28 protein-coding genes and 1 pseudogene are annotated in these 24,928 nt (G+C 41.6%); all 29 read right to left on the bottom strand.

What is annotated here, in order from left to right:
• Positions 1–37: 37 nt before the first annotated feature.
• The 29 genes and pseudogenes from PGY05_RS15125 to PGY05_RS14985 all read right to left on the bottom strand — a co-directional run bounded on the left by PGY05_RS15125 (position 38) and on the right by PGY05_RS14985 (position 24,909).
• A complete protein-coding gene (locus tag PGY05_RS15125) occupies positions 38–502 on the bottom strand; it encodes a transposon-encoded TnpW family protein (RefSeq protein WP_237948570.1) in 465 nt (154 codons plus the stop codon).
• Complete coding sequence (locus tag PGY05_RS15120; RefSeq protein ID WP_117553180.1) at positions 484–1,860, bottom strand: virulence-associated E family protein; 1,377 nt, start codon at positions 1,858–1,860, stop codon at positions 484–486. Before PGY05_RS15120 ends, PGY05_RS15125 begins: the two co-directional genes overlap by 19 nt.
• Positions 1,772–2,410, bottom strand: coding sequence for a CHC2 zinc finger domain-containing protein (locus tag PGY05_RS15115; RefSeq protein ID WP_117553179.1), 639 nt, complete (start codon positions 2,408–2,410; stop codon positions 1,772–1,774). The genes PGY05_RS15120 and PGY05_RS15115 overlap by 89 nt, the downstream gene beginning before the upstream one ends.
• Before the next feature lie 197 nt (positions 2,411–2,607).
• The gene (locus PGY05_RS15110; protein ID WP_022616344.1) at positions 2,608–3,078 is read right to left on the bottom strand and encodes a hypothetical protein; all 471 of its coding nucleotides are present in this window, start codon (positions 3,076–3,078) and stop codon (positions 2,608–2,610) included.
• A 338-nt stretch (positions 3,079–3,416) separates the two neighbouring features.
• The gene (locus PGY05_RS15105) at positions 3,417–3,926 is read right to left on the bottom strand and encodes a DUF5104 domain-containing protein (RefSeq protein ID WP_024720781.1); all 510 of its coding nucleotides are present in this window, start codon (positions 3,924–3,926) and stop codon (positions 3,417–3,419) included.
• 167 nt (positions 3,927–4,093) lie between these two features.
• Positions 4,094–5,629, bottom strand: a complete 1,536-nt coding sequence (locus PGY05_RS15100; RefSeq protein ID WP_270476249.1) for a serine/arginine repetitive matrix protein 2 — start codon at positions 5,627–5,629, stop codon at positions 4,094–4,096.
• Between the two features lie 181 nt (positions 5,630–5,810).
• Positions 5,811–6,194, bottom strand: a complete 384-nt coding sequence (locus PGY05_RS15095; protein ID WP_003021642.1) for a hypothetical protein — start codon at positions 6,192–6,194, stop codon at positions 5,811–5,813.
• 61 nt (positions 6,195–6,255) lie between these two features.
• Entirely contained in the window at positions 6,256–6,825 is a 570-nt protein-coding gene (locus PGY05_RS15090) for a DUF6560 family protein (RefSeq protein WP_118710272.1), read from the bottom strand.
• A gap of 366 nt (positions 6,826–7,191) precedes the next feature.
• A complete protein-coding gene (locus PGY05_RS15085) occupies positions 7,192–7,638 on the bottom strand; it encodes a hypothetical protein (RefSeq protein ID WP_003023134.1) in 447 nt (148 codons plus the stop codon).
• A gap of 28 nt (positions 7,639–7,666) precedes the next feature.
• Complete coding sequence (locus PGY05_RS15080; protein ID WP_003023131.1) at positions 7,667–8,047, bottom strand: hypothetical protein; 381 nt, start codon at positions 8,045–8,047, stop codon at positions 7,667–7,669.
• Positions 8,048–8,336: 289 nt separating this feature from the next.
• Positions 8,337–9,086 carry a hypothetical protein gene (locus PGY05_RS15075; protein WP_117553178.1) on the bottom strand — a complete coding sequence of 250 codons (750 nt, stop codon included), beginning with the start codon at positions 9,084–9,086 and terminating at the stop codon, positions 8,337–8,339.
• Between the two features lie 215 nt (positions 9,087–9,301).
• A complete protein-coding gene (locus tag PGY05_RS15070; RefSeq protein ID WP_005930793.1) occupies positions 9,302–9,592 on the bottom strand; it encodes a hypothetical protein in 291 nt (96 codons plus the stop codon).
• Positions 9,570–9,818, bottom strand: a complete 249-nt coding sequence (locus PGY05_RS15065; protein ID WP_117553177.1) for a ferredoxin — start codon at positions 9,816–9,818, stop codon at positions 9,570–9,572. Before PGY05_RS15065 ends, PGY05_RS15070 begins: the two co-directional genes overlap by 23 nt.
• A 109-nt stretch (positions 9,819–9,927) precedes the next feature.
• Positions 9,928–10,311, bottom strand: a complete 384-nt coding sequence (locus PGY05_RS15060; RefSeq protein ID WP_117553176.1) for a TnpV protein — start codon at positions 10,309–10,311, stop codon at positions 9,928–9,930.
• A complete protein-coding gene (locus PGY05_RS15055; protein ID WP_003023119.1) occupies positions 10,308–12,230 on the bottom strand; it encodes a recombinase family protein in 1,923 nt (640 codons plus the stop codon). Before PGY05_RS15055 ends, PGY05_RS15060 begins: the two co-directional genes overlap by 4 nt.
• 29 nt (positions 12,231–12,259) lie before the next feature.
• Positions 12,260–13,753, bottom strand: a pseudogene (locus PGY05_RS15050) (DNA topoisomerase 3); the annotation flags it as partial.
• 20 nt (positions 13,754–13,773) lie between these two features.
• Complete coding sequence (locus PGY05_RS15045; RefSeq protein WP_055249044.1) at positions 13,774–15,729, bottom strand: diguanylate cyclase; 1,956 nt, start codon at positions 15,727–15,729, stop codon at positions 13,774–13,776.
• Positions 15,730–16,087: 358 nt separating this feature from the next.
• Positions 16,088–16,489, bottom strand: a complete 402-nt coding sequence (gene atpC, locus PGY05_RS15040) for an ATP synthase F1 subunit epsilon (protein WP_270476247.1) — start codon at positions 16,487–16,489, stop codon at positions 16,088–16,090.
• Positions 16,490–16,501: 12 nt separating this feature from the next.
• Positions 16,502–17,893 (bottom strand): F0F1 ATP synthase subunit beta, encoded by a 1,392-nt coding sequence (gene atpD, locus PGY05_RS15035; protein WP_008370073.1) that lies wholly within the window; start codon positions 17,891–17,893, stop codon positions 16,502–16,504.
• Between the two features lie 30 nt (positions 17,894–17,923).
• Complete coding sequence (atpG, locus tag PGY05_RS15030) at positions 17,924–18,790, bottom strand: ATP synthase F1 subunit gamma (protein ID WP_270476246.1); 867 nt, start codon at positions 18,788–18,790, stop codon at positions 17,924–17,926.
• Positions 18,791–18,800: 10 nt separating this feature from the next.
• Positions 18,801–20,312, bottom strand: coding sequence for a F0F1 ATP synthase subunit alpha (atpA, locus tag PGY05_RS15025; protein WP_008370069.1), 1,512 nt, complete (start codon positions 20,310–20,312; stop codon positions 18,801–18,803).
• Positions 20,313–20,348: 36 nt separating this feature from the next.
• Positions 20,349–20,894, bottom strand: a complete 546-nt coding sequence (gene atpH, locus PGY05_RS15020; RefSeq protein ID WP_008370066.1) for an ATP synthase F1 subunit delta — start codon at positions 20,892–20,894, stop codon at positions 20,349–20,351.
• Positions 20,882–21,397 (bottom strand): F0F1 ATP synthase subunit B, encoded by a 516-nt coding sequence (atpF, locus tag PGY05_RS15015; protein ID WP_008370063.1) that lies wholly within the window; start codon positions 21,395–21,397, stop codon positions 20,882–20,884. The genes atpH and atpF overlap by 13 nt, the downstream gene beginning before the upstream one ends.
• 41 nt (positions 21,398–21,438) lie before the next feature.
• Positions 21,439–21,705, bottom strand: a complete 267-nt coding sequence (gene atpE, locus PGY05_RS15010; protein ID WP_008370061.1) for an ATP synthase F0 subunit C — start codon at positions 21,703–21,705, stop codon at positions 21,439–21,441.
• Positions 21,706–21,769: 64 nt separating this feature from the next.
• Positions 21,770–22,489: a F0F1 ATP synthase subunit A gene (gene atpB, locus PGY05_RS15005; protein WP_022220233.1), complete on the bottom strand. Its 720-nt coding sequence runs from the start codon at positions 22,487–22,489 to the stop codon at positions 21,770–21,772.
• A 14-nt stretch (positions 22,490–22,503) separates the two neighbouring features.
• Entirely contained in the window at positions 22,504–22,899 is a 396-nt protein-coding gene (locus PGY05_RS15000; protein WP_055249036.1) for an ATP synthase subunit I, read from the bottom strand.
• A 20-nt stretch (positions 22,900–22,919) separates the two neighbouring features.
• Positions 22,920–23,150: an AtpZ/AtpI family protein gene (locus PGY05_RS14995; protein ID WP_022220232.1), complete on the bottom strand. Its 231-nt coding sequence runs from the start codon at positions 23,148–23,150 to the stop codon at positions 22,920–22,922.
• 231 nt (positions 23,151–23,381) lie between these two features.
• Positions 23,382–23,879: a tRNA (cytidine(34)-2'-O)-methyltransferase gene (locus tag PGY05_RS14990; protein ID WP_117557510.1), complete on the bottom strand. Its 498-nt coding sequence runs from the start codon at positions 23,877–23,879 to the stop codon at positions 23,382–23,384.
• The gene (locus PGY05_RS14985; protein ID WP_243269689.1) at positions 23,872–24,909 is read right to left on the bottom strand and encodes an AIR synthase-related protein; all 1,038 of its coding nucleotides are present in this window, start codon (positions 24,907–24,909) and stop codon (positions 23,872–23,874) included. Before PGY05_RS14985 ends, PGY05_RS14990 begins: the two co-directional genes overlap by 8 nt.
• Positions 24,910–24,928: the final 19 nt, after the last annotated feature.

Raw genomic sequence — 24,928 nt, 5'->3', positions numbered from 1 at the left:
TTTTGTCAAGGGGGTGCGTGGATATTTTTTATATTACTTACGCAGATTCTCTCTCTGCTTCTGCCTGAATAATGCGTTTCAATCTGTCCTCAGCAGTCAAACCGCTACTATGGTCAAAAAACACTTTGACTTTATAATTTGTTTTGCCTTGCTTAATCACAAAAACTCCATCCGGTTTGTTTTTCTCCGAATGGTTATTTGGGGTGGGTAGTGTACTGTTCACAATATTTGTCATACGATATTCCTCCTTGAATGAAAAAAGCCCGACAAGGAAAGGTCTGACAACGAAGTTCCGACAACGGACATCAGAAAACCTTTTTTCTTTATCGGGCGATACTATCTTTTTACTATTTCCTTTTTCTTTATAATATTGGTTGTCATGGTTGTCAGAGAGGGAAAAGTGCCGCAATATCAAGGCTTTCGGGATTTTTGCCCGACAACCAGACCGACAACCGGCTCGACAACCGAAGCGACAACGAGCTTTTATTTTTGCTTCAACCATTCTTCCGGAAGCCCTAACTGTTCCATTTCCTCTGTCGGGATTTCTTGAAAACCATCCATGCTGTTGTCAGGCTCGTTGTCGTTCCTGATACGCTCCCAGCCTTTTTGTCTGCGGTAAGGCTCTGGAAAATACCTAGGATTGCTGAACGCCCTCCAGCCTGTGACAGCGTTATTCATAATGTCGTTGATCTCTCGCAGTTCCCATTGTTTCGGTTCGTCATAATCATGCCCCAGTGCTTCCTTATAAAGCTGTTTGGAACAGACCATGCTGCCGGAATAGCGTTCCAAATAGTCTAAAATCTGTCCTGCCTTTGTGTCCTCCGGCATAAAGTCCTTTTGGTGGGCTTTCAGATAAGCGTTCATAGCCGGACTGAATCTCAGACGGAAATTTCCGCTTCTGTAAATCTCCATAGCTTCTGCCCACATCTGATTGATATACTCTCTTGAAGCCTGTTCATCTGCCAAAATATGAACCTCAGCCCTTTCAGGATAGACCATAACCGGAACGAAGCGGCGGTTGCCTGTTCGGTCGAGGGGAAGAAAGTCAAGGGTATTGGAAGAACCTCCAAACACACATTGTCGTTTTCTGTCTGCCGGATGTGTTTCATAGGGTATCTTATAGGTTTCCTTTTGGCGGCTCAGAAAGGACTTGATTTCTTCAATGCTCTTAGCGTTGGCGGTTGCAATCATTTCCGACATTTCAATAATCCAATGCCCCTGCATTTTGCGGTACACATTTTCATCATCCAGCTTCTTCAAGTCATCAGAGAACCAATCATCATTGACCGCAAGCAAACGGAAGAAAGAGGACTTTCCGGCTCCCTGACCGCCTACAAGACAGAGCATTACCTCAAATTTGCACCCCGGCTTAAAGGCTCGTGAGATAGCACCCAACAGAAACAACTTCAATGCTTCATAGGTGTAATCATCTGTATCAGAACCGAGAAAGCGGTGCAGACAGAAGCGTATGCGTTCCGTTCCGTCCCAGTGTAGGGCATTGAGAAAATCGCAGACAGGGTGGTAACGGTTTTCGTTGGCAATAACCGCAACTGCGTCTATGATTTTCTTTTCTACGGTCAATCCATAGTTTTCTTCAAAATATAGGAGCAGATATTTCACATCCACATCCGTCAATGTCGGGCTGTCACGATACCAACCGAGGGGCTTCACAATGTCGATTCTTTCGGTCAGAAGATTTTTTCGGATAGCTCCTTTCAAAAGTGGGTCATATTGCAGAACACGCTTATAATTTGCGGCAGTATTATAAACCTTACCTTTCTCGCTCTGCTCTAAGCTGTTTCGGATTTCTTCTACTGTGCATGGTTCTGTCTGCTGACAGTTCTGCAATTCGTTGTTCAAGTTTCAACACCTCCTTTCTCTGTTCTGCCACAAGTGCTTTTCGTTCCTCCAATGAACCATACAGAAGAATATCAAGCAGATATTCGATATAGTTCTTCTTATACAGTGCTTCTGCAAACAGAGGATTCCATTCCTCATCCGGCTGTTTAGGAGCGTATTTCTTTTCCCATTCTCTAAGAAGATGAAAATAATCCGTCAGCACCTTGTAGCAATGATTTTCTTCTTTTTGATATTTCTGCTCCGGTGTCGGCTCACGAATACGAGGGCGGACACTGGGCTTTTGTCGGCTGTCATAGTTAAGACCAAAATCTTCAGCAAGTTTGACAGCAGCTTCCCTCAGCCCGATACCGAATAGCTTCGCTGTGAGATCAACAGCGTCTCCGGTTGCTCCGCAGCCAAAACAGTAATAGCGTTCATCCAGCTTCATACTGGGGGACATATCCGAGTGAAACGGACAGCACGCCATACCTGTGCGACCCACTTTCAAGCCATAGGCTTCTGCGGCTTGTCGGGCAGTAACATTTTCTTTTACAATTTCAAATACATTCATGTGACTCCTTTCCTGAAACGAAAAAAGCACCTGTCATTTTCAAAACGAAAATAGCAAGTGCCTTAAAGTTCCATATTTAATTTTAGGTGCAAAAAAGCAGGAGACCTTTTCAGATTTCCTGCTTAGCAAAGCTGTGAAGATTTAATTGTGGTTGGGTTGCCAGTTATACAAACTGGGATTTTTCTTTTTAGAATGAATTATTTATTTTCTACAATAGCACCATATTTCGTATGCGGAAGATATTGTACCTTTAAATAAGTATTTTTATCAACATACCTTGAAAATACTGTGATTTCGATTTCATCATCTTTAACTTTATCATATAGAAAAATACTTCTTCTTTCAGAAGATATATCTGCACCACCATGAGATTGTTCAGTTACATATCCTTCTGCATAACTATACTGTTTGTTTATGATGTAAGGCATATCTAAAACAAAATCTTTCAAATATAAGATTAAAAGAATAGCTACTATAACAAGAATGGTATTAGCCAATCGAAGAAATATTATATCATTTTTTCCAGTATATTCTTTTTTTATCGCTTCTTTATCAAAAAATATCGAATAGATAAGTTTTCTTTTTTTAATTAGATAGATAATGCAAGCAATTAAAGCTATAACAAATAATGAAACTCTTATAAACAATCTAAATATAGCAAAATCCATAATATCATTCCCTTAAACTTCAAGTTTGTTGCTTACATTATACTTCATCAACCTAAAGAATGGAAGATATTTTCTTGCTCCCTAAAGCAAAAGCACCTGTCATTTTCAAAACGAAAACAGCAAGTGCCTTAGAGTTCCATATTCAGTTTTTGGGAAAAAAAGCAGGAGACCTTTTCTGATATGCTCCCTTTATGAGAGACAGTGAAAAAACAAACTGTCATCATGAAGGGAGCATATCATTCGGATCTCTTGCTTAGTAAAGCTGTGAAGATTTAATTGTAGTCAGTTTTTCTTATACCATCCGAAATTTATACTTTAATGTTCTCTCATAACAAAAATCAATTTTGTCCTCCAACAAAAATACCGTTTGGGGGATTATCCCATATAAAATTATCCTCAGCCACTTCGCTCTCTAATGCAATTTCAATTTTATATATCCCCACATTTTGGGCATTTTCATCATCCTCACTATACATATAAAAATTCATACAATACCGTTCCTTCTCTGTCAATATGAGATACATACCATCCAATTCCGTTTTCCTTTTACCATAGTTGCTTTCACTTGATGATGCACAATCGCCCTCAAAACTTTGGATACTGCCCTCAATATAATCGAAAAAAGCAGAGATTTCAGTGTCTAAATTCTCAATGTTCTTTTTGCTTTCTTCGGAAAATAGAGATTTGAGTTTCTCTGAATCCTGTTGCTTACATGCCTCGATAATTTGTTGACACATCTTATCCGTTTCATTTTGTTCAGAGCTAAACCAGTCATTGAAATATTTGTTAGAGCAGCCTGTTAAACCGAGTATAATAATCACACTGAAAAGCAACAGTACTTTCTTCATATAATTACATCCTTTACTTGATAATTGCAAAATCACTTATTGGATTAAGGTCATTACAAAAAATTTCTTACTATCATTATACTTCATCAACCTAAAGAATGGAAGATATTTTCTTGCTTCCTAAAGCAAAAGCACCTGTCATTTTCAAAGTGAAAACAGCAAGTGCTTTAGAGTTCCATATCCTGTTTTTTGCTTTTCGCCGGAAGTGTCCGGCTGACTTCACGCTCTGCCATTTCTTTCTTTTTTCGGCTCAACTGCTCTATAATGGAACTTTTGGCTTTCTTCTTGATTTGCTCCGTTCCGGCTTTTTTGACCTCCGGTTTCATCAGCGTGGTTTGAATTTTCTGAATGGTTGATTTCATAGCGTTTGTGATTCTGGCAATCACGCCATCCAATCGTTTCGTTGCATACTCGATTTCTTTCTTTGAAGCCTTACGCTCAGGGGAGAGAACCCATGCCTTAGACTGCTCCACCAGCTTAATATCCTCCTTGTGCGTTTCCAGTTTCACAGTATCAGCAACGACCTCAACCGCCTTGTCATAGGCAATATCGGCAACCTCGTCCACCAGAGCTTCCACATCCTCAATCTTCATCGTGAGTTCTTCCAGCTTTTGCTCCTGTGCTGCCAGTTGCTCCTTTTGCTTGAAAAGAATATAGTCCTGTTTTTCCAGATATGCACGACCACCATATTCCGGTTCTTCTTCCAGTTGTAAGCCATGCTTTTTCGCCACATCAAACAGCAGCACTCGGCAAGCTGAATCGAAAGTCATCTTGCGGTTATTTTTTCTTCCGACAGGCTTCTCCGGTTCCGGCAGTTCAAACCCCAGTGCTTCCAAAGCCTTTTCCTGTTGTGGGGCAATCTCCCCATATTGATTTTTACAGTCGAACACATGACGCTCGTGAATATGAGGGGTACTTTCATCCAAGTGCAGAGCCCAATTCAGGATATGGACATGAGAACCGAAACGCTCATTTACGATTTCCATAAATTCTGTGACGATCTCAATGAGCAATTCCGGTGGAACATGATTATCAAGCGTTCCAATCTGATAGACCGTTTCCTCTGGACAGGTCTTTTTGCTTTTGAGTAAATCTCCGGTTTCCTTATTTCTTTCAGGGTGTCGGTTCTTCACATTTCTTTCGTTCTGTCCGGTCACAAAATCACGATACCGCTGACGATAAAAAAGCTGTTCCACATCTTCAAAAGTGGCAGACAGCTCATTTTCCTTTTCGGGATTTTTGAAATTGCGGAAGCCATTGTAACAGTCCCAATAGAGATTTTGTTTGGCTCGTTCTTCGTCAATGTGTTCGCTGTTGGCAATGTCAAAACTGCGGTCATTGTGCTTCGGATTATAAACGCCATTCTTTCCGGCTCGTCCATTGTGTCTTGTTAATTTCACATGAGTTCCTCCTTTTCTTTTTGATTTCCCCGACAGGGGAGAAGGGCAGCGAAGCTGATTCCTTGCGGCTTTCTGCGTCAAGTAATACCCAGTACTAAGTGGCGAAACGCCACTTAACTGGGCAAGGCTGCCGCCCTTGACCTGCACAGGGATATTGCATTCCCTGTACCCATGCACAAAGGGTTGCACCCTCCGTACTCCCGCCCGAACAAACTGACTTCGCCCCGTCCCAAGCTCCGTCAGTTCCTTCGGTTTTACAAAACAGTCCACCGGACTATTTTGCAAAAAGAAAAACCGACGCATGATCGCTTTACGCTCAATACATCGGTTTCTTCATCTGACCTTAACGTTCATATTCAGTTGTGGCAGATTACGGATAATCTGCAAATGGATAAACAAAAACGACCAACTATGTAGCTGATCGTCCTTGCGTGGTTGCCTTAAAAAGTAGTTGATAAACACCCTACTCTTGAAAAGCTCGTTGTCATTTACATCTATTATTTTTGAATAGAAAAATTCCTTTATAGATGATAAAAGGAATTGAACCGATTACTCCAGCAAGTGTATAAATCGGGAAAGTAACAAATCCAATTATAATTTTAGGTGCGATAGGAGTTAGCCATTTCTTAACTAAACCACTATAAAAAATCAAACCTGTTGGTATTCCAGCAAAAAGCAATCCAAAAGAAAGAATACTTCTTGTAAATCCTAATGGTTCAGGAACAGACATATTTTGACTTGTCCAAAACGCAATGTACTCAGGGTCACTAAGTTGATTCATTTGATTAAGTGCTACAAAATAACCAAGTACACAACCAATAATTAAAAATAAACATATAAGCAATATTTGTTTCAACTCTTTTTTCATATTTCATCTTCCTTTACGGTCATATTCAGTTGTCTAACATCGTACTGTTATAAAATCTATGTCATTTACGATTTTTCTTATGCTGATTTGCCCAGTAAGATTTTACAGGGATTCTTCTTCTTTTTATGTCCTCCATAAATTCTTCTTTGTCAATATTACTATCAATGGTAAATAATTTTTCTCCATTTACATATACACGCATAGAACCTTTCCTTCTCTCGCAATAGGTAATATCTTCAAAGTGAAAAGTTCTCTTTCTGCCAAAAGTTGAACGCCATGTGATTTCATCTTCATCCACTTCCAGTTTCCACATAATCATATTCAATGAGCCTATAAAAAACACAACAAATGCAATGCCAAATACCAAGGGAGGAAATATATCATCCTGTTGGATAGCACTTGCTACAGTACAACCTCCTGTAAATAAAATTCCAAAAACAAATATAATAGTCAATGTTTTCTCTGTTTTTATTGTATAATGCGTTCTAATTATTCCCTTTTTCTGTTCTTCCTCTCGTTCTTTAGCTCTCTTTTGTTGAAGATTTATAAGATATTTCAAAAGAAGAAGTACAACTAAATAGGGGCCTATTTGTGTAATTATATTCAAACACATTCGTAAAAAATCATTCATTTTTTGCCCTCCATAGTTCCAGCTATATAAAAATGATTGTTTAAATTCGAGTATTTAAAACCTCACTTTTTCATATCTCATTATACTTCATCAACTTAAAGAATGGAAGAAAAAATTTTGTGTACAGAGTTCCTGTTCAAGCCTTGTAACGCACAATTCTGCAAAATCCATAGTCCCCGATACTTTCCTCACAGGCGATATACAGTCGGAATTCTGTCAGCTCATGAAATAAGAAAAACCGACGCATGATCGCTTTACGCTCAATACATCGGTTTCTTTATCTGACCTTGACGGTCATATTCAGTTGTGGCAGATTACAGGTAATCTACAAATTTCCCAAAACAAAATAGGATATTTATTTTTATTCTATTCAACTACATACCCATATTCTGTGTGTGGTAAATACCTTACAGTTATCTTATCTCCTAAATCGCTACCTGTTCCCCAATATTTTAATGAATGTTCTTCTCCAGTTTTCTCATCTCTAATATGTATTCTTCTTTCACTATTAGAGTTTTCTCCTGACATTGCACCTTGTGTAACTTCTCCGGTAACTTCAACTAAATTGTTAGATAGTAAATAAGGTATATCCAAGCAACAAGGAACAGTTATAAATATACCGAGAATCAATAACCCAACAACTGCCATCACATTGATTATTTTTTCCCATTTTTGATATTTTATTTTTTCTTCTTCATTGACAGCCTTTCGTTTTATAAACTTCCCATTTTTCTTTCTATGCAAAACATACATAATTAAGACTATAAATGATACTATAATCACTCCAAAAGTTCTAAACATCAATAATGCCATAAATTTGTACTCCTTTCAAAGCGACACGCTATTTATTAACAGCTTTATCAGCTAATCTTTTATCTCCCCATGGCGTTTTCAGCATAGGCTCATTATCAATAATTCCTGCTCTTAAAATTTCAAGGGGTTTTTCTAATTGTAAGATGTTTTTATTATCTATAATAATAGCAGTTTGAAATTCCTCAAAACTTTCAAAAACTCTGTCTTGAAATATAAAAGATATATTTTCTTTACATTCCTCTGCGTTAGCAGGTAAAACACAGGAACCCATCACATATTTTTTCTCATTATAGGAAAACTCAATAAGAGTAAAAGCCATATCATTATCATAATCAGACTTGATAATTTCCATTAGATCTTTTGCTTCAATAATGAGCGTTGGCTTTTCATTTTTCTTAAAACCAAACATGAATAACACCTCCAAGAATTAACTTTATCTTATTTTTCATTATACTTCATCAACTTAACGAATGGAAGAAAAAATTTGTGTGCAGAGTTCCTGTTCAAGCCTTGTAACGCGCATTTATGCAAAATCCATAGTCCCCGATACTTTCCTCACGGGTGATATACAGTCGGAATTCTGTCAGCTCATGAAATAAGAAAAACCGACGCATGATCGCTTTACGCTCAATACATCGGTTTCTTCATCTGACCTTGACGGTCATATTCAGTTGTGGCAGATTAGCCAATTTGAAAAATTACTCTGGCACATCTACTGAGTAGCTCAGACAATCGCCTCTTTTATTGCTTTTCAAATCGTTATAATACCACATATACATCGTTCTACCATATTCTTCATATTCTATAATCCCATCTGGCTTTTGACCTTCTACTTCTAATGAGTAAATTTCTTTATCATGTGCATAGCCAAAAACGAATCTGGTATCCGGATAATTTGGATTTAAGTCTTGTTGAATATCACTTATTGTTAAAGATAAATGGATAAATTTTTTGAAGTCTCCCCCATAAGTGGTATCTGGTGTAGTGGTAGCTGGTGTAGCATTTACAAACGCATATTGTACACTTGCTTCCTCCACCTGTTTTTTGCAGCGTGCCATCACAAAACCTTGAACGGGATCGTTATCGCTTCCTGCCCGATAGAAAATAGTATCATACTGTTTGCCATTCCATATATGCAATATTTCATCAACATGATTAAGAAAATCTTCTGGAACAGAAAATTCTTCATTTTCAGCATTCAAAGGAGAATTCAAAATAGCTTCTTCGACAGAACTATAATATATGAGTTCAGAATCCTTTTTATCGTAATCACTCAAATTGAATTCGACATATGCATTGTCTTTATTGTCATCTTCCGGAACATAAGTATAACGACCATTTTCAATATGGTCATCATAATCAACAAACAGTCCAATACATATCAGCGCTGCAAAAATCAAAAAAACTATTCCTACAATGATTAGCAATATTTTCAAAAATTTTTTCATACAAAAGTCCACCTTCTTGCTTCATTTCAGTAAATTATATCATACCGATATGAACAATTCAATTCACGCTCTATCAAGTAGTTTTTTACTTACCTATAACGCACATTTCCGCAAAATCCATAGTCCCCGATACTTTCCTCACAGGCGATAGGCAACGGTCAAAACATCAGGTCTGCACCTGACATTTTAACCGCATATCAGCCCTGATTATCACATTATCCCTGCTGGCTGTTCAGCCCATGCTTTTTCGCATATTCACTGGCTTTCTGTCTGCGTTCCTCACTGTAAGGCGGCAGGAAACGGATAGACAGACGGGACTTTGCCAGCTCATAAGAAACACCGCCTTGAACATTGGATTTTTCCAGTCGGCAAAGGTCAGGGTACTTCTTAGCAAAAGCAGCCAACCTCTTTTTCAATCCGGCGTTGTGGGTGTAGATATTTGCCTTGTCCTCGCCCTCATTAAAGAGAACGATTGTTTCTTTCTCAATCTTTGTCAGTCTCGTCATAGCAGCCCTCCCTACGGTTTTTCAACACCCTCAGCCTGCGGTAAAAGCAACGATACCACCTTTCAACACCCTCAGCACTCAGCTTGACGGAAAGCATATAAAACAGCTTCTTCGCCACCGGATCGGGTGCAAGGGCAGCCACCATACGCAAACGCTCGACAGTTGCTTTCAGGTTCGGACAGCCAAAGGCATAAAGGGCTTCCATTTCATTCCGGTTCATCTTCATTGTGTTTTCCTCCTTAAAGTTTGATAAATGAAAAGCGACAGACACTTCATAAGGAAATACCTGTCGCTTCGTTGACGATATAAAATTGTTGGTTTTGGACTTGATAAAATCAGCAGTAAATCATTTCCTGTCTGATGATTTCTTCGGCTCGGTTACGGATAGAGTTTATGGACTGTACCCACAACATCTGATTATCTGCTTTCATGGTTTCGGTCACACCCTCGGCTTGTTTCATCTGCTCAATGATAAGGCTGCACCTTTCCGCTGCCTGTTCGTTCAGGTCAGCAAGGTAAGTATGCAGTTCGCCGGATAAACAGAGGGCAGATAACCTTGCAGGGCGGTACTGCTCCAAATATGTCCTGTGCAGTCTGCCCCACATACCGATAGGGCGGTGTTCCTCCGGCAGCTTCAAGTCCGGCACATAGTAATCGCCCACAAGAACATAGTCCAGACCATTGCTTTCATCATGGATTCGTGGTTTCAATTCTGTCATGCTATTTTTTCTCCTTTCACTTTTTGCCGATTTGATTTGCTTGTGGCGTTCTGTTCAACACACACATTGCTATCAGAGCTTTTTTCTTCTGCTATACGCTCATGCTCCGCAAATTCTTTTGATTTCTCACGAATCTTTTTCATATACTTACGATTGGATTCTCGTTTTCTGCGAAGTCGTTCCGCCTCTTTTTCAGCAGCAATCCTTTCTTCCTCGGTTGGTTCATGCTGCTCCACAGGTACTTGAAATTGCCCGACATAGTTAAGATATATCTCCACCTCTGTGGTGCGGTCTGCACCTTTTCCTTGTGGCTCGTGAACCAGAATTTTGTCGATAAATTCATTTATCATGGCAGGAGTAAGTTCTGTAATGTTCTCATACTTTTTGACCAGCTTTAGAAAACGCTCCACATTATTTTGACCGCCTATAATCCGTTGCATATCAGCGGTGTCAGTCTCAATAATCTTGTTCAGCTCGTTCTGCTCATTTTCATAATCAGTAAGCATACTCTGAAAAAGTCTGTCCGGCAATCTTCCAATCACATTATCTTCATAGATTTTCCTGATAAGCATATCCAGTTCGTGAACTCGCTTCTGATTTCTTTCAATGCGGTTTTTTACAGTTTCAGAAACAGCAATATCTTTCATCGCCGATTCTTCTTGCAGAGAATAGACAAACTCCTGCTCATTCAAAGAAACATAATGGCAAGTCTCCTGTATGGTTTTCAGAATGATGCTTTTAAGTGCTTTTGTTGAAATATGGTGGCAAGTACAGTGACGATCATACTTCTGATAAGCAAGATTATAAGTGGAACATTCATAACAATCTGCCGGATTGGAATAACTTGTCCTTTTTTCGCCTTTGGCAGTATAGTATATTCTTTCTCGCCCTTTCCGCTGCCTGTGATTATACATCGGCGCACCACAATCAGCACAGTAAATCTTTCCGGTCAGAACATTAGGCTCGCCCATAGGATCTGCTTTTCTTACATTCTGTCTTAACTTTTGAGCAAGCAGCCATGTTTCTTCATCGACAATAGGCTCTTGTGTATCATCAAAAACCACCCAATCTTCCTTGTCTGCCCTTTTCGTCTTTTTGTCCTTATAGGAATTTTTGAATGTCCTGAAGTTGACAGTCTTTCCGATATACTCTGGTCGGGCAATCAGAGTAGTAACCTGATTTCCTCGCCACATATACGGATTTTCTTTGTCATAGTTGCTTGCATGATTTCCAAGTCCCTTTTTTCCAAGATAATAAGACGGTCTTTCTATTTTTTCTTCTGAAAGTTCTCTTGCTATCTGATAAGGTCCTTTTCCCTCAATAGTCATGCGATAAATTCTGCGGACTACTTCAGCAGCTTCTTCATCAATAATCCAATGGTCGGGGTTTTCGGGGTCTTTCAAATAGCCGTATGGTGGGATATTACTTGTATGAGCGTTGCCGGAAGAACCTCTGGATTTCAGTACAGCTTTAATTTTCTTACTTGTGTCCCTGACAAACCACTCATTCATGATATTCAGAAAAGGGGCAAACTCACTGGTTTCTTGACGGTCACTGTCAATACCATTATTGATTGCTATAAATCGAACTTCCTTTTCTCTAAACAGAATGTCAGTGAAAAAACCTACTTGCAGATGATCTCTGCCGATTCTGGACATATCCTTGCAGATACAGGCAGTGATTTCTCCGTTTTTAACACCTTCAACAAGTCTGTTCCATGAAGGTCTGTCAAAGGTCGCTCCACTCCAACCATCATCGGTAAAATGAACAAGATTCGTAAAGCCATGTTTTATAGCATAATCTTCAAGCATTTGCTTTTGATGAACGATACTGTTACTCTCTCCAGCATTATCATCATCACGAGACAGTCTTTCATACAAAGCAGTAATGCCATTGCTTTTATCTTTTTTTCTTCTCATGCTGAACTCCTTTCTTCAATTCCTATCCACTCCTTACGCTCACAAAATATCACATCATTAAAATGTGCCGGTGGCTTCGTTTTACCTTCTGTCAATGACAACACAAGTCCTTTAATCTCCTGTCCTTTTTCCAGTTCCGGCAGTGTCTGTCCTTTCAAACCCTTTCCAGACTCATATGCTTCTTCCTCTTCTTCATCCTCAGCCGAATAGATTTCCTCTTCATAAACAGCCCGCCATCCCTGCGCTTTCACAATCTTTCCAGACACAAGGAAAGTTTCACCGCCAACCTTCACCGTAACCTGTGTCTGCTCATACTCAAATGGCGGATAAAGCACAGCAAGAAAACGCCGCACAACCAGATCATAAATCTTCCGCTCTTCATTTGTCATATGACTCAGATCCACAAACTGCTCCGTTGGGATGATCGCATGATGATCCGATACCTTCGCATCATTTACAAAAGCGAGCTTTCCGCTCAGATCCTTTTTCTTCGCTGTCATTGCAAGCTTACGGTACGGTCCTGTACCACATGCCTCCAGACGGTCCTTGATCGTCGGAACAATGTCTTTGCTCAGATATCTGGAATCCGTTCTCGGATAGGTCAGCACCTTATGATTCTCATACAGTCTCTGCATGATATTCAGCGTCTCTTTCGCCGAATATCCAAACCGCTGATTGGCTTCTCTCTGCAGCTCTGTCAGATCATACAAAAGCGGTGCATACGTTTTTTTCGGTGTTTTTTTAATCTCTTCCACTACCGCTTTCTGTTCATCCAGCTTTTTCATCAGTCCGGTCATTTTCTCTTTATCGAATGAGCGATAACTCTTTGACTTCTGATCCTGCCAGGTCAGCATAATATTTTGTCCTTTTGCAGTCATTCCATAATAACTTTCCGGAATAAAACTACGGATCTTTTCTTCTCTCTTTGCAATCATTGCAAGCGTTGGTGTCTGCACACGTCCACAGGAAAGCTGTGCATTATATTTACAGGTCAGTGCCCTTGTTGCATTGATTCCAACCAGCCAGTCTGCCTCGGCACGGCACATTGCAGCATCATAAAGCGCATCATACTCATGCCCGTTCTTCAACTTTGCAAAACCTTCTCCGATTGCTTTATCTGTTACAGATGAGATCCACAGCCTCTTGATCGGCTTTTTGCTTCCTGCTTTTTCCAGAATCAGCCTTGCTACCAGCTCTCCTTCTCGTCCTGCATCCGTAGCAATGATAATTTCATTCACATCCTTGCGGTGAATCTGTGTTTTCACCGCTGCGAACTGTTTTCCGGTCTGCTTTATTACTTCAAGCTTAAATGGAGCCGGCTTCATCGGAAGCACATCAATTTTCCACTCTTTATATTTTTTATCGTAATCTTCCGGATCTGCCAGGGTAACCAGATGACCAAGTCCCCAGGTTACAATATAACGCTCTCCTTCAATTGCTCCATTTATCTTTTTCCCACATTTAAGTACACGCGCAATATCACGCGCAACAGAAGGTTTTTCTGCAATTACAAGTGCCTTCATTCTGTCTTTTCTACTCCTTTTTATTCTTTTTCTGCTACTTCCATCATTGTCTTTAATTTATCCTGTGCTTCGGTCATACACTGGAGTAACAGTGGGTTAAATGTACCGCATTCACCATTTTGGATCATTTCCAGTGCTTTTTCATGCGAAAATGCCTTCTTGTAAACCCGTTCACTCACCAGGGCGTCATACACATCCGCCAGCGATACTACTTGTGCCGAAATCGGAATTTCTTCTCCGACAAGTCCGTCCGGATATCCCTTTCCATCATATCTTTCATGATGCCAGCGGCAAATCTCATGTGCAAGCTTGAGCAGCTTTTCATTCCGGTACATATCCAGATTATCCAGCATTTGTGCACCGATTAAGGTATGTGTCTTCATAATCTCAAATTCCTCTTTGGTAAGCTTTCCCGGTTTGTTCAGAATTTTCTCGTCAATTCCAATCTTTCCGATATCATGCAAAGCCGATGCTGTTGCAATCAATAATCTATCTTCCCATGAGAGCTGATATTTTCCTGTCTTTTTCACCAGTTGTTCCAGCAAAAGCTGTGTGATCAGATTGATATGGATCACATGCAGACCACTTTCTCCGTTTCTGAACTCAACAATCTGGCTCAGGATACCGATCATCATCCGGTTATTTCTCTCTTTTTCGTAAATCTGCCTGGTCACCAGATGGATCAGTCTCCTCTGTTTTGCATATAGCTTGATCATGTTCAGGACGCGTTGATATACGATTTTCGCATCAAACGGGCGGCTGATGTAATCTGAAACACCCATCTCATATGCCCGTCTGATATAGCTATCTGAATCTTCACTGGAAATCATGATTACCGGAATATCTTCAATCCAATGATTCTGGTTCATCGCAGCAAGGACTTCAAATCCATCCATTTCCGGCATCACAATATCGAGCAGCACCAGTGAGATCCCTGTTCCAGACCGTTCCAGTTGTTCCAGACATTCTTCTCCATTAGCCGCCTCCAAAATCCGGTAGTCCTCTTTCAGAATCTCTTTCAGAATCTCGCGGTTTATTTCCGAATCATCCACGATAAGGATCTGCTGTTTCAGTTTTTCTGATGCAGAATTTTCTTCCTTTTTCTTTCCATTTTCATCCCATTCTGTGACAACCATATTTTTATAATTTTTAGCTATATACATCTGTCTGTCAGCACTGGCAATAGCATCTTCAATATTGCCTTCGCGGAATATAGCTCCGCCGATGCTGACCGAAAGCTGCATTTTCTCATACTTAGGCACAACCGTATCGTGGATTTTTTCCCGGATCAGTTTTAGCTTATCTTCAAAAATATGTTTCTTAATCGAAGGAAGGATCAGTAAAAATTCATCTCCACCATACCGGATCAGAATATCCGTCTTCCGGATATATTTTTTGATAATGTTCGCAGTCGTTATAAGTGCCGCATCTCCCGCACTATGTCCATAAGTATCGTTATGAAGCTTAAAATCATCCAGATCGATCACTGCAATTCCAGCTTCATCCTCCATGTTTTTGATCTTTTCTTCAAAAAAACGCCGATTATATATCCCAGTCAGTACATCCGTATATAGCTTTTCATTATATCCTGACAGTTTACTGATCAGCTTATCATACCCCTCCTGATCAATCTGAATACTCTCATCAAGATTCTGAATCATTTCCATAACATAAGGTCTGCCATCAATCTCAACATAACGCGAGATCACCTGAAATACCTGCAAATCCAGAAATTCAAATTTTATCTTCTGCGTCTGTTCTTTCAGTGCCAGAAGAGAGCTACAGTTCTCGCATTCCTTGTCTTTTTTCCAGAAACTGTAACACTGACACGTTTCAGATAAATCTCCCGCATTTATCCGTTTTTCCCGATCCATCAGCATTTTCCCGTCTACCAGTCTGACAACCTGAAACACTTCCCTCAAAGATTCCATCTTTCTTTCCGCTTCCTGCATTGTCATTTGGTCCTGTTTGTTCATCCCTTTATCCTCTCAATTTTATCCTGCCATTCATACTCTTTTTTACGCTATATAATGATGTTGGGGTCAAAAGGTATTTTGACCCCTTTGATACCAGATTGCTACGTGCTTTGCACTCTCGCAATCCTCAAAAACATTCGTAATCCGCTCATTTTTCTTTGAAAAATGGCTACTTACTCATGTTTTTGGCGGGTCAAGAGGTCAAAAATTCTCTTGCAAGCAAGCTTGCATCAGCTTTCTGACCCTTTGACCCTGGTATCATATAATAAATTATTATAGGCAAATTCCTCCTTATTGTCCAGTTTTCCTTCATTAAAAAAACCGAAAATCCAACAAAGGATTCTCGGTTTTTAATGTTTTATGACTGAGCTGCTCCAATTCGGGCAACTGCTCTTTTCAGTGCCGCCTCTGCACGGCGCATATCTGTGCCTTCCTGCTTCGCAGCAATTCTGTCCTCAGCGCGCTTCTTCGCCGCTTCGGCACGTGCCACATCAATTTCATCCGGCCACTGTGCATCTTCTGCAAGCACCATTACCCTCTCCTGCAGGATTTCTACAAATCCTCCGAGAATTGCCGCTTTCTTAATCTCCCCGTCATTGTGGATTCGCATCACGCATGGTTCAAGAATAGTCGTCAGCGGAATATGCTTTGCATAGATACCAAGTTCTCCTTCAGTACTTACAAATTCAAGGAATTCGCAGTCACCCTCCAGAAACTTCTTTTCCGGCGAAATAATGTTAAGTTTAAATTTATCTGCCATAGGACGTCCCTCCTATTTCACACGGGCAAGCACGTCATCGATATTACCTGCATTCAGGAAATATCCCTCTGGAATATCATCATGCTTTCCTTCGAGGATCTCTTTAAATCCCTGAATTGTCTCGCCAATTGGAACATAACGTCCTTCCAGACCTGTAAACTGTGTCGCAACATGGAATGGCTGGGAAAGGAATCTCTGGATCTTTCTTGCTCTGGATACGACCAGCTTATCTTCCTCGGAAAGTTCATCCATACCAAGAATTGCAATGATATCCTGCAGTTCTTTGTATTTCTGAAGAATTTCCTGTACTCCACGGGCTACTTTATAGTGTTCTTCTCCGACAATGTGTGGATCCAGAATACGTGAAGTAGATTCCAGTGGATCTACAGCCGGGTAAATACCAAGCTCTGTGATCGCACGGGAAAGTACGGTCGTTGCATCCAGATGGGCAAATGTTGTTGCCGGAGCCGGGTCAGTAAGGTCATCGGCTGGCACATATACTGCCTGCACGGATGTGATGGATCCGTTTTTCGTGGATGTGATACGCTCCTGCAGCGCACCCATTTCTGTCTGCAGTGTCGGCTGATAACCTACCGCTGAAGGCATACGTCCAAGAAGCGCTGATACTTCGGAACCTGCCTGTGTAAAACGGAAAATGTTATCAATGAAAAGAAGTACATCCTTTCCACCTTTATCACGGAAATATTCTGCAAGAGTCAGTCCTGTAAGTCCGACTCTCATACGTGCTCCAGGTGGTTCATTCATCTGACCGAATACCATCGCTGTCTTTTTGATAACTCCGGATTCTGTCATCTCATAGTAAAGGTCATTTCCTTCACGGGTACGTTCTCCTACACCAGTGAATACAGAATAGCCGCCATGCTCAGTTGCAATATTGGTAATCAGTTCCTGGATAAGAACGGTCTTTCCTACACCGGCTCCACCGAACAGACCGATTTTTCCACCTTTCTGATATGGGCACAGAAGGTCAACAACCTTGATACCTGTCTCCAGCATCTCTGTCTGTGTTGCCTGCTCTTCAAAGCTCGGAGCTTTTCTATGAATCGGTGCGTATTCAACATCCTTCGGAGCCTCTTTTTCATCAATCGGCTCACCCAGTACGTTGAAGATACGTCCGAGTGTTGCTTCGCCAACCGGAACTGAAATCGGTCCCCCGGTTGCTACGGCGTCCATGCCTCGCACCAGTCCGTCTGTCGGTCCCATGGCGATACATCTTACGATATCATCACCCAGATGCTGTGCAACTTCTACCACAAGTTTTCCTCCGTCCTTGCGCGTAATCTCAACCGCATCGTTGATCTCCGGCAAGTATCCTTCCGAAAACTTAAGGTCAAGAACGGCACCGATAACCTGGGTAATCTTCCCTATATTTTTATCTGCCATTTTCTCCTCCTTACATACAGAAACCTGTATTTATCCGATCGCCTCTGCTCCGGCAATGATCTCGGTAAGTTCCTGTGTGATCGCACCCTGACGTGCTCTGTTATATTTCAATTCCAAATCATCTATCATCTCTTCCGCATTGCTGGTTGCCGAATCCATCGCCTGCATACGTGCACCGTTCTCACTGGCAACTGCTTCCACAAACGCGCCATACAGAATGCTGCTGATATATTTCGGAACAAGAAGGCTGATTGCCTCTTCCGCTTCCGGTTCAAAGTTCATCGGTGTAAGCTGCACCTTTGCATCCTCTTCTCCCGCTTCTTCCTGCACCTCTGCCGGAAGGACTTTGATCATCGTCGGAATGTGACTTACCGTATTTTTGAAAAATGTGTAGATCAGATAGATCTCACCAATCTCACCATTTTCAAAATCTGTCAGAAGTCTTTTTGTAATACTCTTCGCATCATCATAGGACGGTTCTTCGATCATCTCTGAATAATCAGCGACAATATCATATCCTTTGTGTTTCAGAAGTTCCAGTCCTTTTCCTCCAATTGCATAGATCCGGATATTCTCCTTCGTAAAGGCTTCGTTTTCAGTCACCATCTTCACTACATTGGAGTTATATCCACCTGCCAGTCCACGATTGGATGTTACAACAATGACTGCTTTCTTCTTCGAATCATCTGCTTTCAGATATGGATGATTGATATTCCCTGCCTTTGCAAGCAGAGAGGTCATTGTTGCATACATACAGTCAAAATACGGCTTTGATTCTTCTGCCCGGGTTCTTGCTTTCTGCAGCTTTACGGTAGAGACAAGTTTCATGGCTTTTGTAATCTGCTGCGTGCTCTGTACACTGGTACGGCGACGCTTGATATCTCTCATAGATGCCACTTTGTATCACCTACCTTGCCTGAAATTGTTCTTTATATTCTCCGATTGCTTTTCTGAGAGCTTCTTCTACTTCTTCTTTCAGCACTTTATCGTTCTTGATAGATTCCGGAATTTCCGGATATTTTGTCTTAATATAATCAAAAAGTCCGCTTTCAAAAGCCAGAATATCTTCTACCGCAATATCAAGAAGAAGCTTCTTAACTGCTGCATAAATGATAATAATCTGGTATTCTACCGGCATCGGCTGGTACTGCGGCTGTTTCAGAATCTCTTTGATCCGGACTCCCTGTGCCAGACGTTCGGAAGTCTCTGCATCCAGTTCCGATCCGAACTGTGCAAAGGATGCCAGTTCACGGTACTGTGCAAGATCAATACGGATTGTACCAGCGATCTTCTTCATCGCCTTAATCTGTGCCGATCCACCTACACGGGATACAGAAAGTCCGGCATTAACGGCCGGTCTGAAACCAGAGTTGAACATCTCTGTTTCCAGATAAATCTGTCCGTCTGTGATGGAAATAACGTTGGTAGGAATGTATGCTGATACGTCACCTGCCTGTGTCTCGATAATCGGAAGTGCAGTAAGTGAACCTCCGCCAAGTTCATCTGAAAGACGGGCTGCTCTTTCAAGAAGTCTTGAATGCAGATAGAATACATCTCCCGGATAAGCCTCACGTCCAGGTGGACGTTTCAGAAGTAAGGAAAGGGTACGGTATGCAGTTGCATGTTTGGACAGGTCATCATAAACGATCAGTACATCATCTCCGTTCTCCATCCATTCTTCTCCCATCGCACATCCTGAATACGGTGCGATGTACTGCAGTGGTGCAAGCTCACTGGCTGTTGACACAACTACAGTTGTATAATCCATTGCTCCAAAGGTCTCCAGAGTCTTAACAAGGGAAGCTACGGTCGAAGCTTTCTGACCGATTGCTACATAAATACACTTTACGCCCTGCCCTTTCTGGTTGATGATCGTATCGATCGCGATCGCTGTCTTACCGGTCTGTCTGTCACCGATGATCAGCTCTCTCTGTCCACGACCGATCGGAACCATGGAGTCGATCGCTTTAATACCTGTCTGAAGCGGTGTATCTACTGACTTACGGGAAATAACCCCCGGTGCCACACGCTCGATCTGACGATGCCTGGTTGCCTGGATTGGTCCTTTTCCATCGATTGGCTGTCCAAGTGCATTAACTACACGGCCAAGCATACAGTCGCCTACCGGAACCTCTACAACTCGTCCGGTTGTCTTTACAGTATCACCTTCATTGATATTCTTATGATCTCCCAGAAGAACAGCACCTACGTTGTCCTCTTCCAGGTTCAGAACCATTCCGTATACTTCTGAAGGGAACTCCAAAAGTTCACCCTGCATTGCATTTTCAAGGCCGTGGACACGCGCAATACCATCTGCCACCTGAATAACCGTTCCGACATCCGATACGTTCAGCTCAGAGGAATATCTTTCAATCTGTTCTTTGATCACAGAACTTATTTCTTCTGGTCTTAAATTCATGGAGCGAATCCACCTTCTTTCTACTAATTCTAACTGCTATACCTGAATCTTCTTCAGGCTCTTTGACAGTTCATACAGCTTTGTCTTAATACTTGTATCCACAACTCTGTCACCGATACGGATCACCATTCCGCCGATCAGAGAAGCATCTACCTGATAATTCATCTCAAAGGATTCATATTTTGTCGTCTGAAGAAGCCGCTGCATGACTGCTTCTTTCTGTGCCTCGCTCAGTTCTACTGCTGTAGCGATATATGCAATCCCGATTTTCTTTTCTTCTTTTACAAGTCCGATAAAATATTCAAATACAGAATCTATCTTGCTGTAGCGCCCTTTTTCGATCATCAGCTTCATCAGCTCTACAATCTCATTTGAAACACGTCCGCGGAAAATCGTCTCGATCATCTGCTCTTTGTCTTCACGCATAACTCTCGGATTTCCGAGAATCTTCTGAAGCTCTGCATTTTCTTCGAGGATCACTCCGATACTCTGTACTTCCTCGAATATCTCATCCATTTTTCCGCAGTCACGGGCAGCTTCAAACAGGGCGTCACCATATACCTTTGATACTAGCTTAGCCATGTCTGTTCTCCCATTTCTTTTAATGTCTCTTCGATCAGTTCATCCTGTACACTGGTATCGATCGAAGCTGCTACTACTTTACCTGCCATTGCTGATGCAATGGAGATCATCTCCTGCTTCATATCATCAAGCGCACGCTTCCGTTCCAGTTCGATCTCATTATTGGCACGTGTGATGATCCTTGCTGCTTCTTCTTTTGCTTCTGCAACAATTTCATTTTCGGTCTTCATCGCTTTTTTCCGTGCTTCACTGAGAATAGCCTGCGCCTCTTTATCGATTTCTTTCAATTTCTGTTCGTATTCTTCTTTGTAAACGGCTGCCTCTTTCCGGTCATTCTTTGCTGACTCCTGTTCATCAGCAACTCTCTGCTTTCTGTCCTCCAGAAGTTTTCTTACCGGTTTGAAAAGCAGATATGACAGAAACGTGAACATGACAAGCATACTGAGTGCCATGACACAGGCATCAAAAAGAAGCTGCGCATCCAGATTAAACAAACGTTCCAAGGCGTTGCCTCCTTTCTCTTATTTTACAGGCAAAACCTTTTTTACAGCTTTCCAAGAAGCGGGTTTGCGAACAAGAGAATAAGTGCAATAACCAAACTGTACAGACCTGTTGTCTCTGCTACTGCCTGTCCTAAAAGCATTGTAGACGTGATGTCTGATCTTGCTCCCGGGTTACGTCCTACTGCAGATGCACCATGACCTGCCGCAATACCCTGTCCTACACCAGGACCAATACCTGCGATCATCGCAAGTCCTGCGCCGATTGCTGAACACGCTAAAATTAAAGCTTCATTTGAAATATTACCCATAATAATTTTCCTCCTTAATCACTGCAAACCTGATACTGTCTGAACTTAGATCCCAGTTTGCTTTTTACTCCGCTGACGGCATCTTGTCATTGATATATACCATCGTCAGCATGCAGAATACATATGCCTGAATTGCTCCCGAGAACACATCGAAATAGATGTGTAGAAATCCCGGCCATGCCCATGCGATCTTATACAGAAGACCATAGATAAGTCCCATGATTACAGTACCGGACAGCACATTTCCAAACAGACGAAGTGAGATGGAAAATGGTGCTGCGATCTCCCCGATCAGATTGATTGGGAACAAGAACGGCAATGGTTTGAACAGGCCTGTAAATGCCTCAATTTTGTTGTATTTGATGTTATTGAACTGAATCAGCACAAATGTGATAAGTCCAAGTGGAAGTGTTACACCATAATCTGCAGTTGGTGGCCGAAGCCCCAAAAGTCCCGAAAGGTTTGCCACAATCAAAAACAAAAACAAAGACCCGATATAATTCCGGAACGCCAGTCCGTTTTTCCCCATGCTTCCTTTTACCATATTGTCAAGCATCTCAACGATAAGCTCGGCAATATTCTGCAGGGTTCCGGGTTTGCCTTCGGCATCGCTCAGCTTAGCTCGGACAACCAACGCAAAAATCAGCAGTAATAACGCTACGATCAATATGCTGACATGTGTAGTGGTGAGCCATAACTCCTGCCCAAATAACTGGAATTTAACGAGACCGTGAATTTGAAAATCCGGCTCCTTAGCTGCCAGCATTCCTAAGCTGTTCCCCACGCGCTTTACCTCCTTTACTTAGATTTTTTGAATTTAGCGAAAAGCTTATGCATAATTGGCTGCAAATATGCCGCAAGCTTTAAACTCATAATTCCTGCAAACAGTGTAAGTACATTCGCAATCTGAAGCCAGCTGACGGCTATAAATACTACAACTACAACCAGATATCTTATCGCGTAAGATTTCTGCATGTATCTCTGTGCTTCCTGTTCTCCATAAAGTACCGCCTCATCCAACGAGTTTTTCATATGGATTACCATGAAAACACCTGCAGCCACCCCGATCCAAAGCCCTGCTGTCATTCTCAGATGATCCCCTGGGATAATCAGACATACAATCTGTGCGATTATTCCATACAGAAGCATAGTGATGATCATATCCTTCAGTACGGTATTGTCTGTCTTACTCATGTTGTTTCATTCCTCCCTGCTCAATTTTTGTTTTTGTCTTCCGGATCTTCATTCGCATGTCTCGCAAGTACCCATGCATTGCGCAGACCTGCCAATACACCCACTATCACCAAAGGGATAAAAACTGGAAAAGAAACCTTCTTTTCCAGCCATGTACCAAAAAAAGTGCATAGCAAAATGGGAACCAGTATACTGATACCTAACTGACTGATGAGTGCAAAGGTTTTATATACGCTTTGTTTATATTTCATGATACTTATCTCCATTCTCTATATCACTTTCCATTTATTATATCCTTTTTTATGAAATATGTCCACTGGTTTACACACGATTGTATTTTTTCTTATACAATTTCCAAATATTGTCATCACTTTTACCAATAAATACCATTAAATGCGTTGATTATTTAAAATATTTTATATAGTCATTTTTTTCACAATAGTAAAAGTGCTGCAAAGCGTTTTTAGCCTTGCAGCACTTTTTTATTCATCCCATTCCAGTCTGTGAAGATGTCCTTCTGTATTCATTCCGGCAAACCCATTCTGCCGGAGCGCTTCATATAACACGATCGCAACCGAATTTCCAAGATTCAGTGAACGGATATCTCCGATCATCGGAATCCGGATGCTGTCTTCCTTGTGATGACAGAGGATTTCTTCCGGAATCCCTGCGCTTTCTTTTCCGAACATGATATAACAGTCCGGTTCATATTTAACATCCGTATAAAGATTCGGTGATTTTGTAGTTGCCATATAAATCTTCGCTCCCGGATTTTTTTCCATAAAATCCCGGTAATCAATATAAGTCGTCACATCCAGATGTTCCCAGTAATCCATCCCTGCCCGTTTCAGGTTCTTTTCATTTAACCGGAAACCAAGTGGCTCGATCAGATGAAGTCTGGTATTCGTCGCCACACAGGTCCTTCCGATATTTCCGGTATTTGCCGGGATTTCCGGTTCAAAAAGTACAATATTAAGCATTTACATTCTCCTTCATTTCGTAAATTCGTGCCAGCTCGTCCGGTGCCGGTCTGTCGAGAAATCTTTTTTCTCCCCCACCCCAGATGATCCTCTCGTTTCCTTCTGTTGTGTGTCCGATGATCTCTGCCGGAATACCTTCCCTTTTCAGTCTTTCCTTTAGTTCTTCACCCTTCGGTGTCACCATAAGAACCGCTCCTGTACTGGTAAGCTGGTAAGGATTCAGATGAAATACTTCACAGACTTCAATCGTTTCCTGACGTACCGTCATTTTCTTCATCTCTACCGAAAGACCAATTCCTGCACCTTCTGCCATATCCCAAAGTGCTGCAAGAATCCCTCCTTCTCCGATCGGATGCATTGCTGACACCCCGTTCCGGCCGGCAATCTCCATTGCCCTGTCACTGAAAATTTCATCCCTCATATCTTCCAACTTATTTAAGAATCCCGGCGCAAACCGCTCTGCCAGAGCCGCCCCTTCTTCCCGTATGATCCGTAAGGTTCCTTCCATACCAATCCATTTAACCAGGACAATCTCTTCGCCTGCTTTTGCCGATCTGCTTGCAAGCAGCTGTTCTTTTTTTGCCTCACCGTGTGCTGTTACATGAACAATACTCGTCTGGATCCCATTTACAATTTGCGCATCTGCAAAGAAAACCCTGAGACCTTTTTCTTTACATATCTCCGAAATCTCCACCATCATCGCTTTCAATCTGGACTCATAGGCAAACGTCGGGAGCATGATCCGGACACTGATTCCATATGCCCGCGCTCCTCTGGAAGCCAGCTGATCCACTGCCTGCGCTATGGCAAATACTCCAAGATCTTTTTCATTTCCGGCTAATGAAACATCCGTTGCGATTGTGATCCTCTCTTCACTTTCATCTGCTATATAACAGGTTTCCTCCTGTGACGGTCTTAAAAAATCTATACCTTCTATATTATTCTGTATCTGTTTTAAAACCGAACGCCGATAGACGGTCTGTGACACTCTTCCTGCTTTCATACTTTTATCCTCTTTCTGTTCTGCCATTCTTTCCAACAGCCGCCTG

Origin of the sequence: Coprococcus sp. AF51-11b1 (assembly GCF_027682785.1) — a bacterium.
GTDB classification, from domain to species: domain Bacteria; phylum Bacillota; class Clostridia; order Lachnospirales; family Lachnospiraceae; genus Allocoprococcus; species Allocoprococcus comes.
Note: the sequence above shows the minus strand (reverse complement) of the source record. Positions and strands in the feature narration are given on the sequence as shown.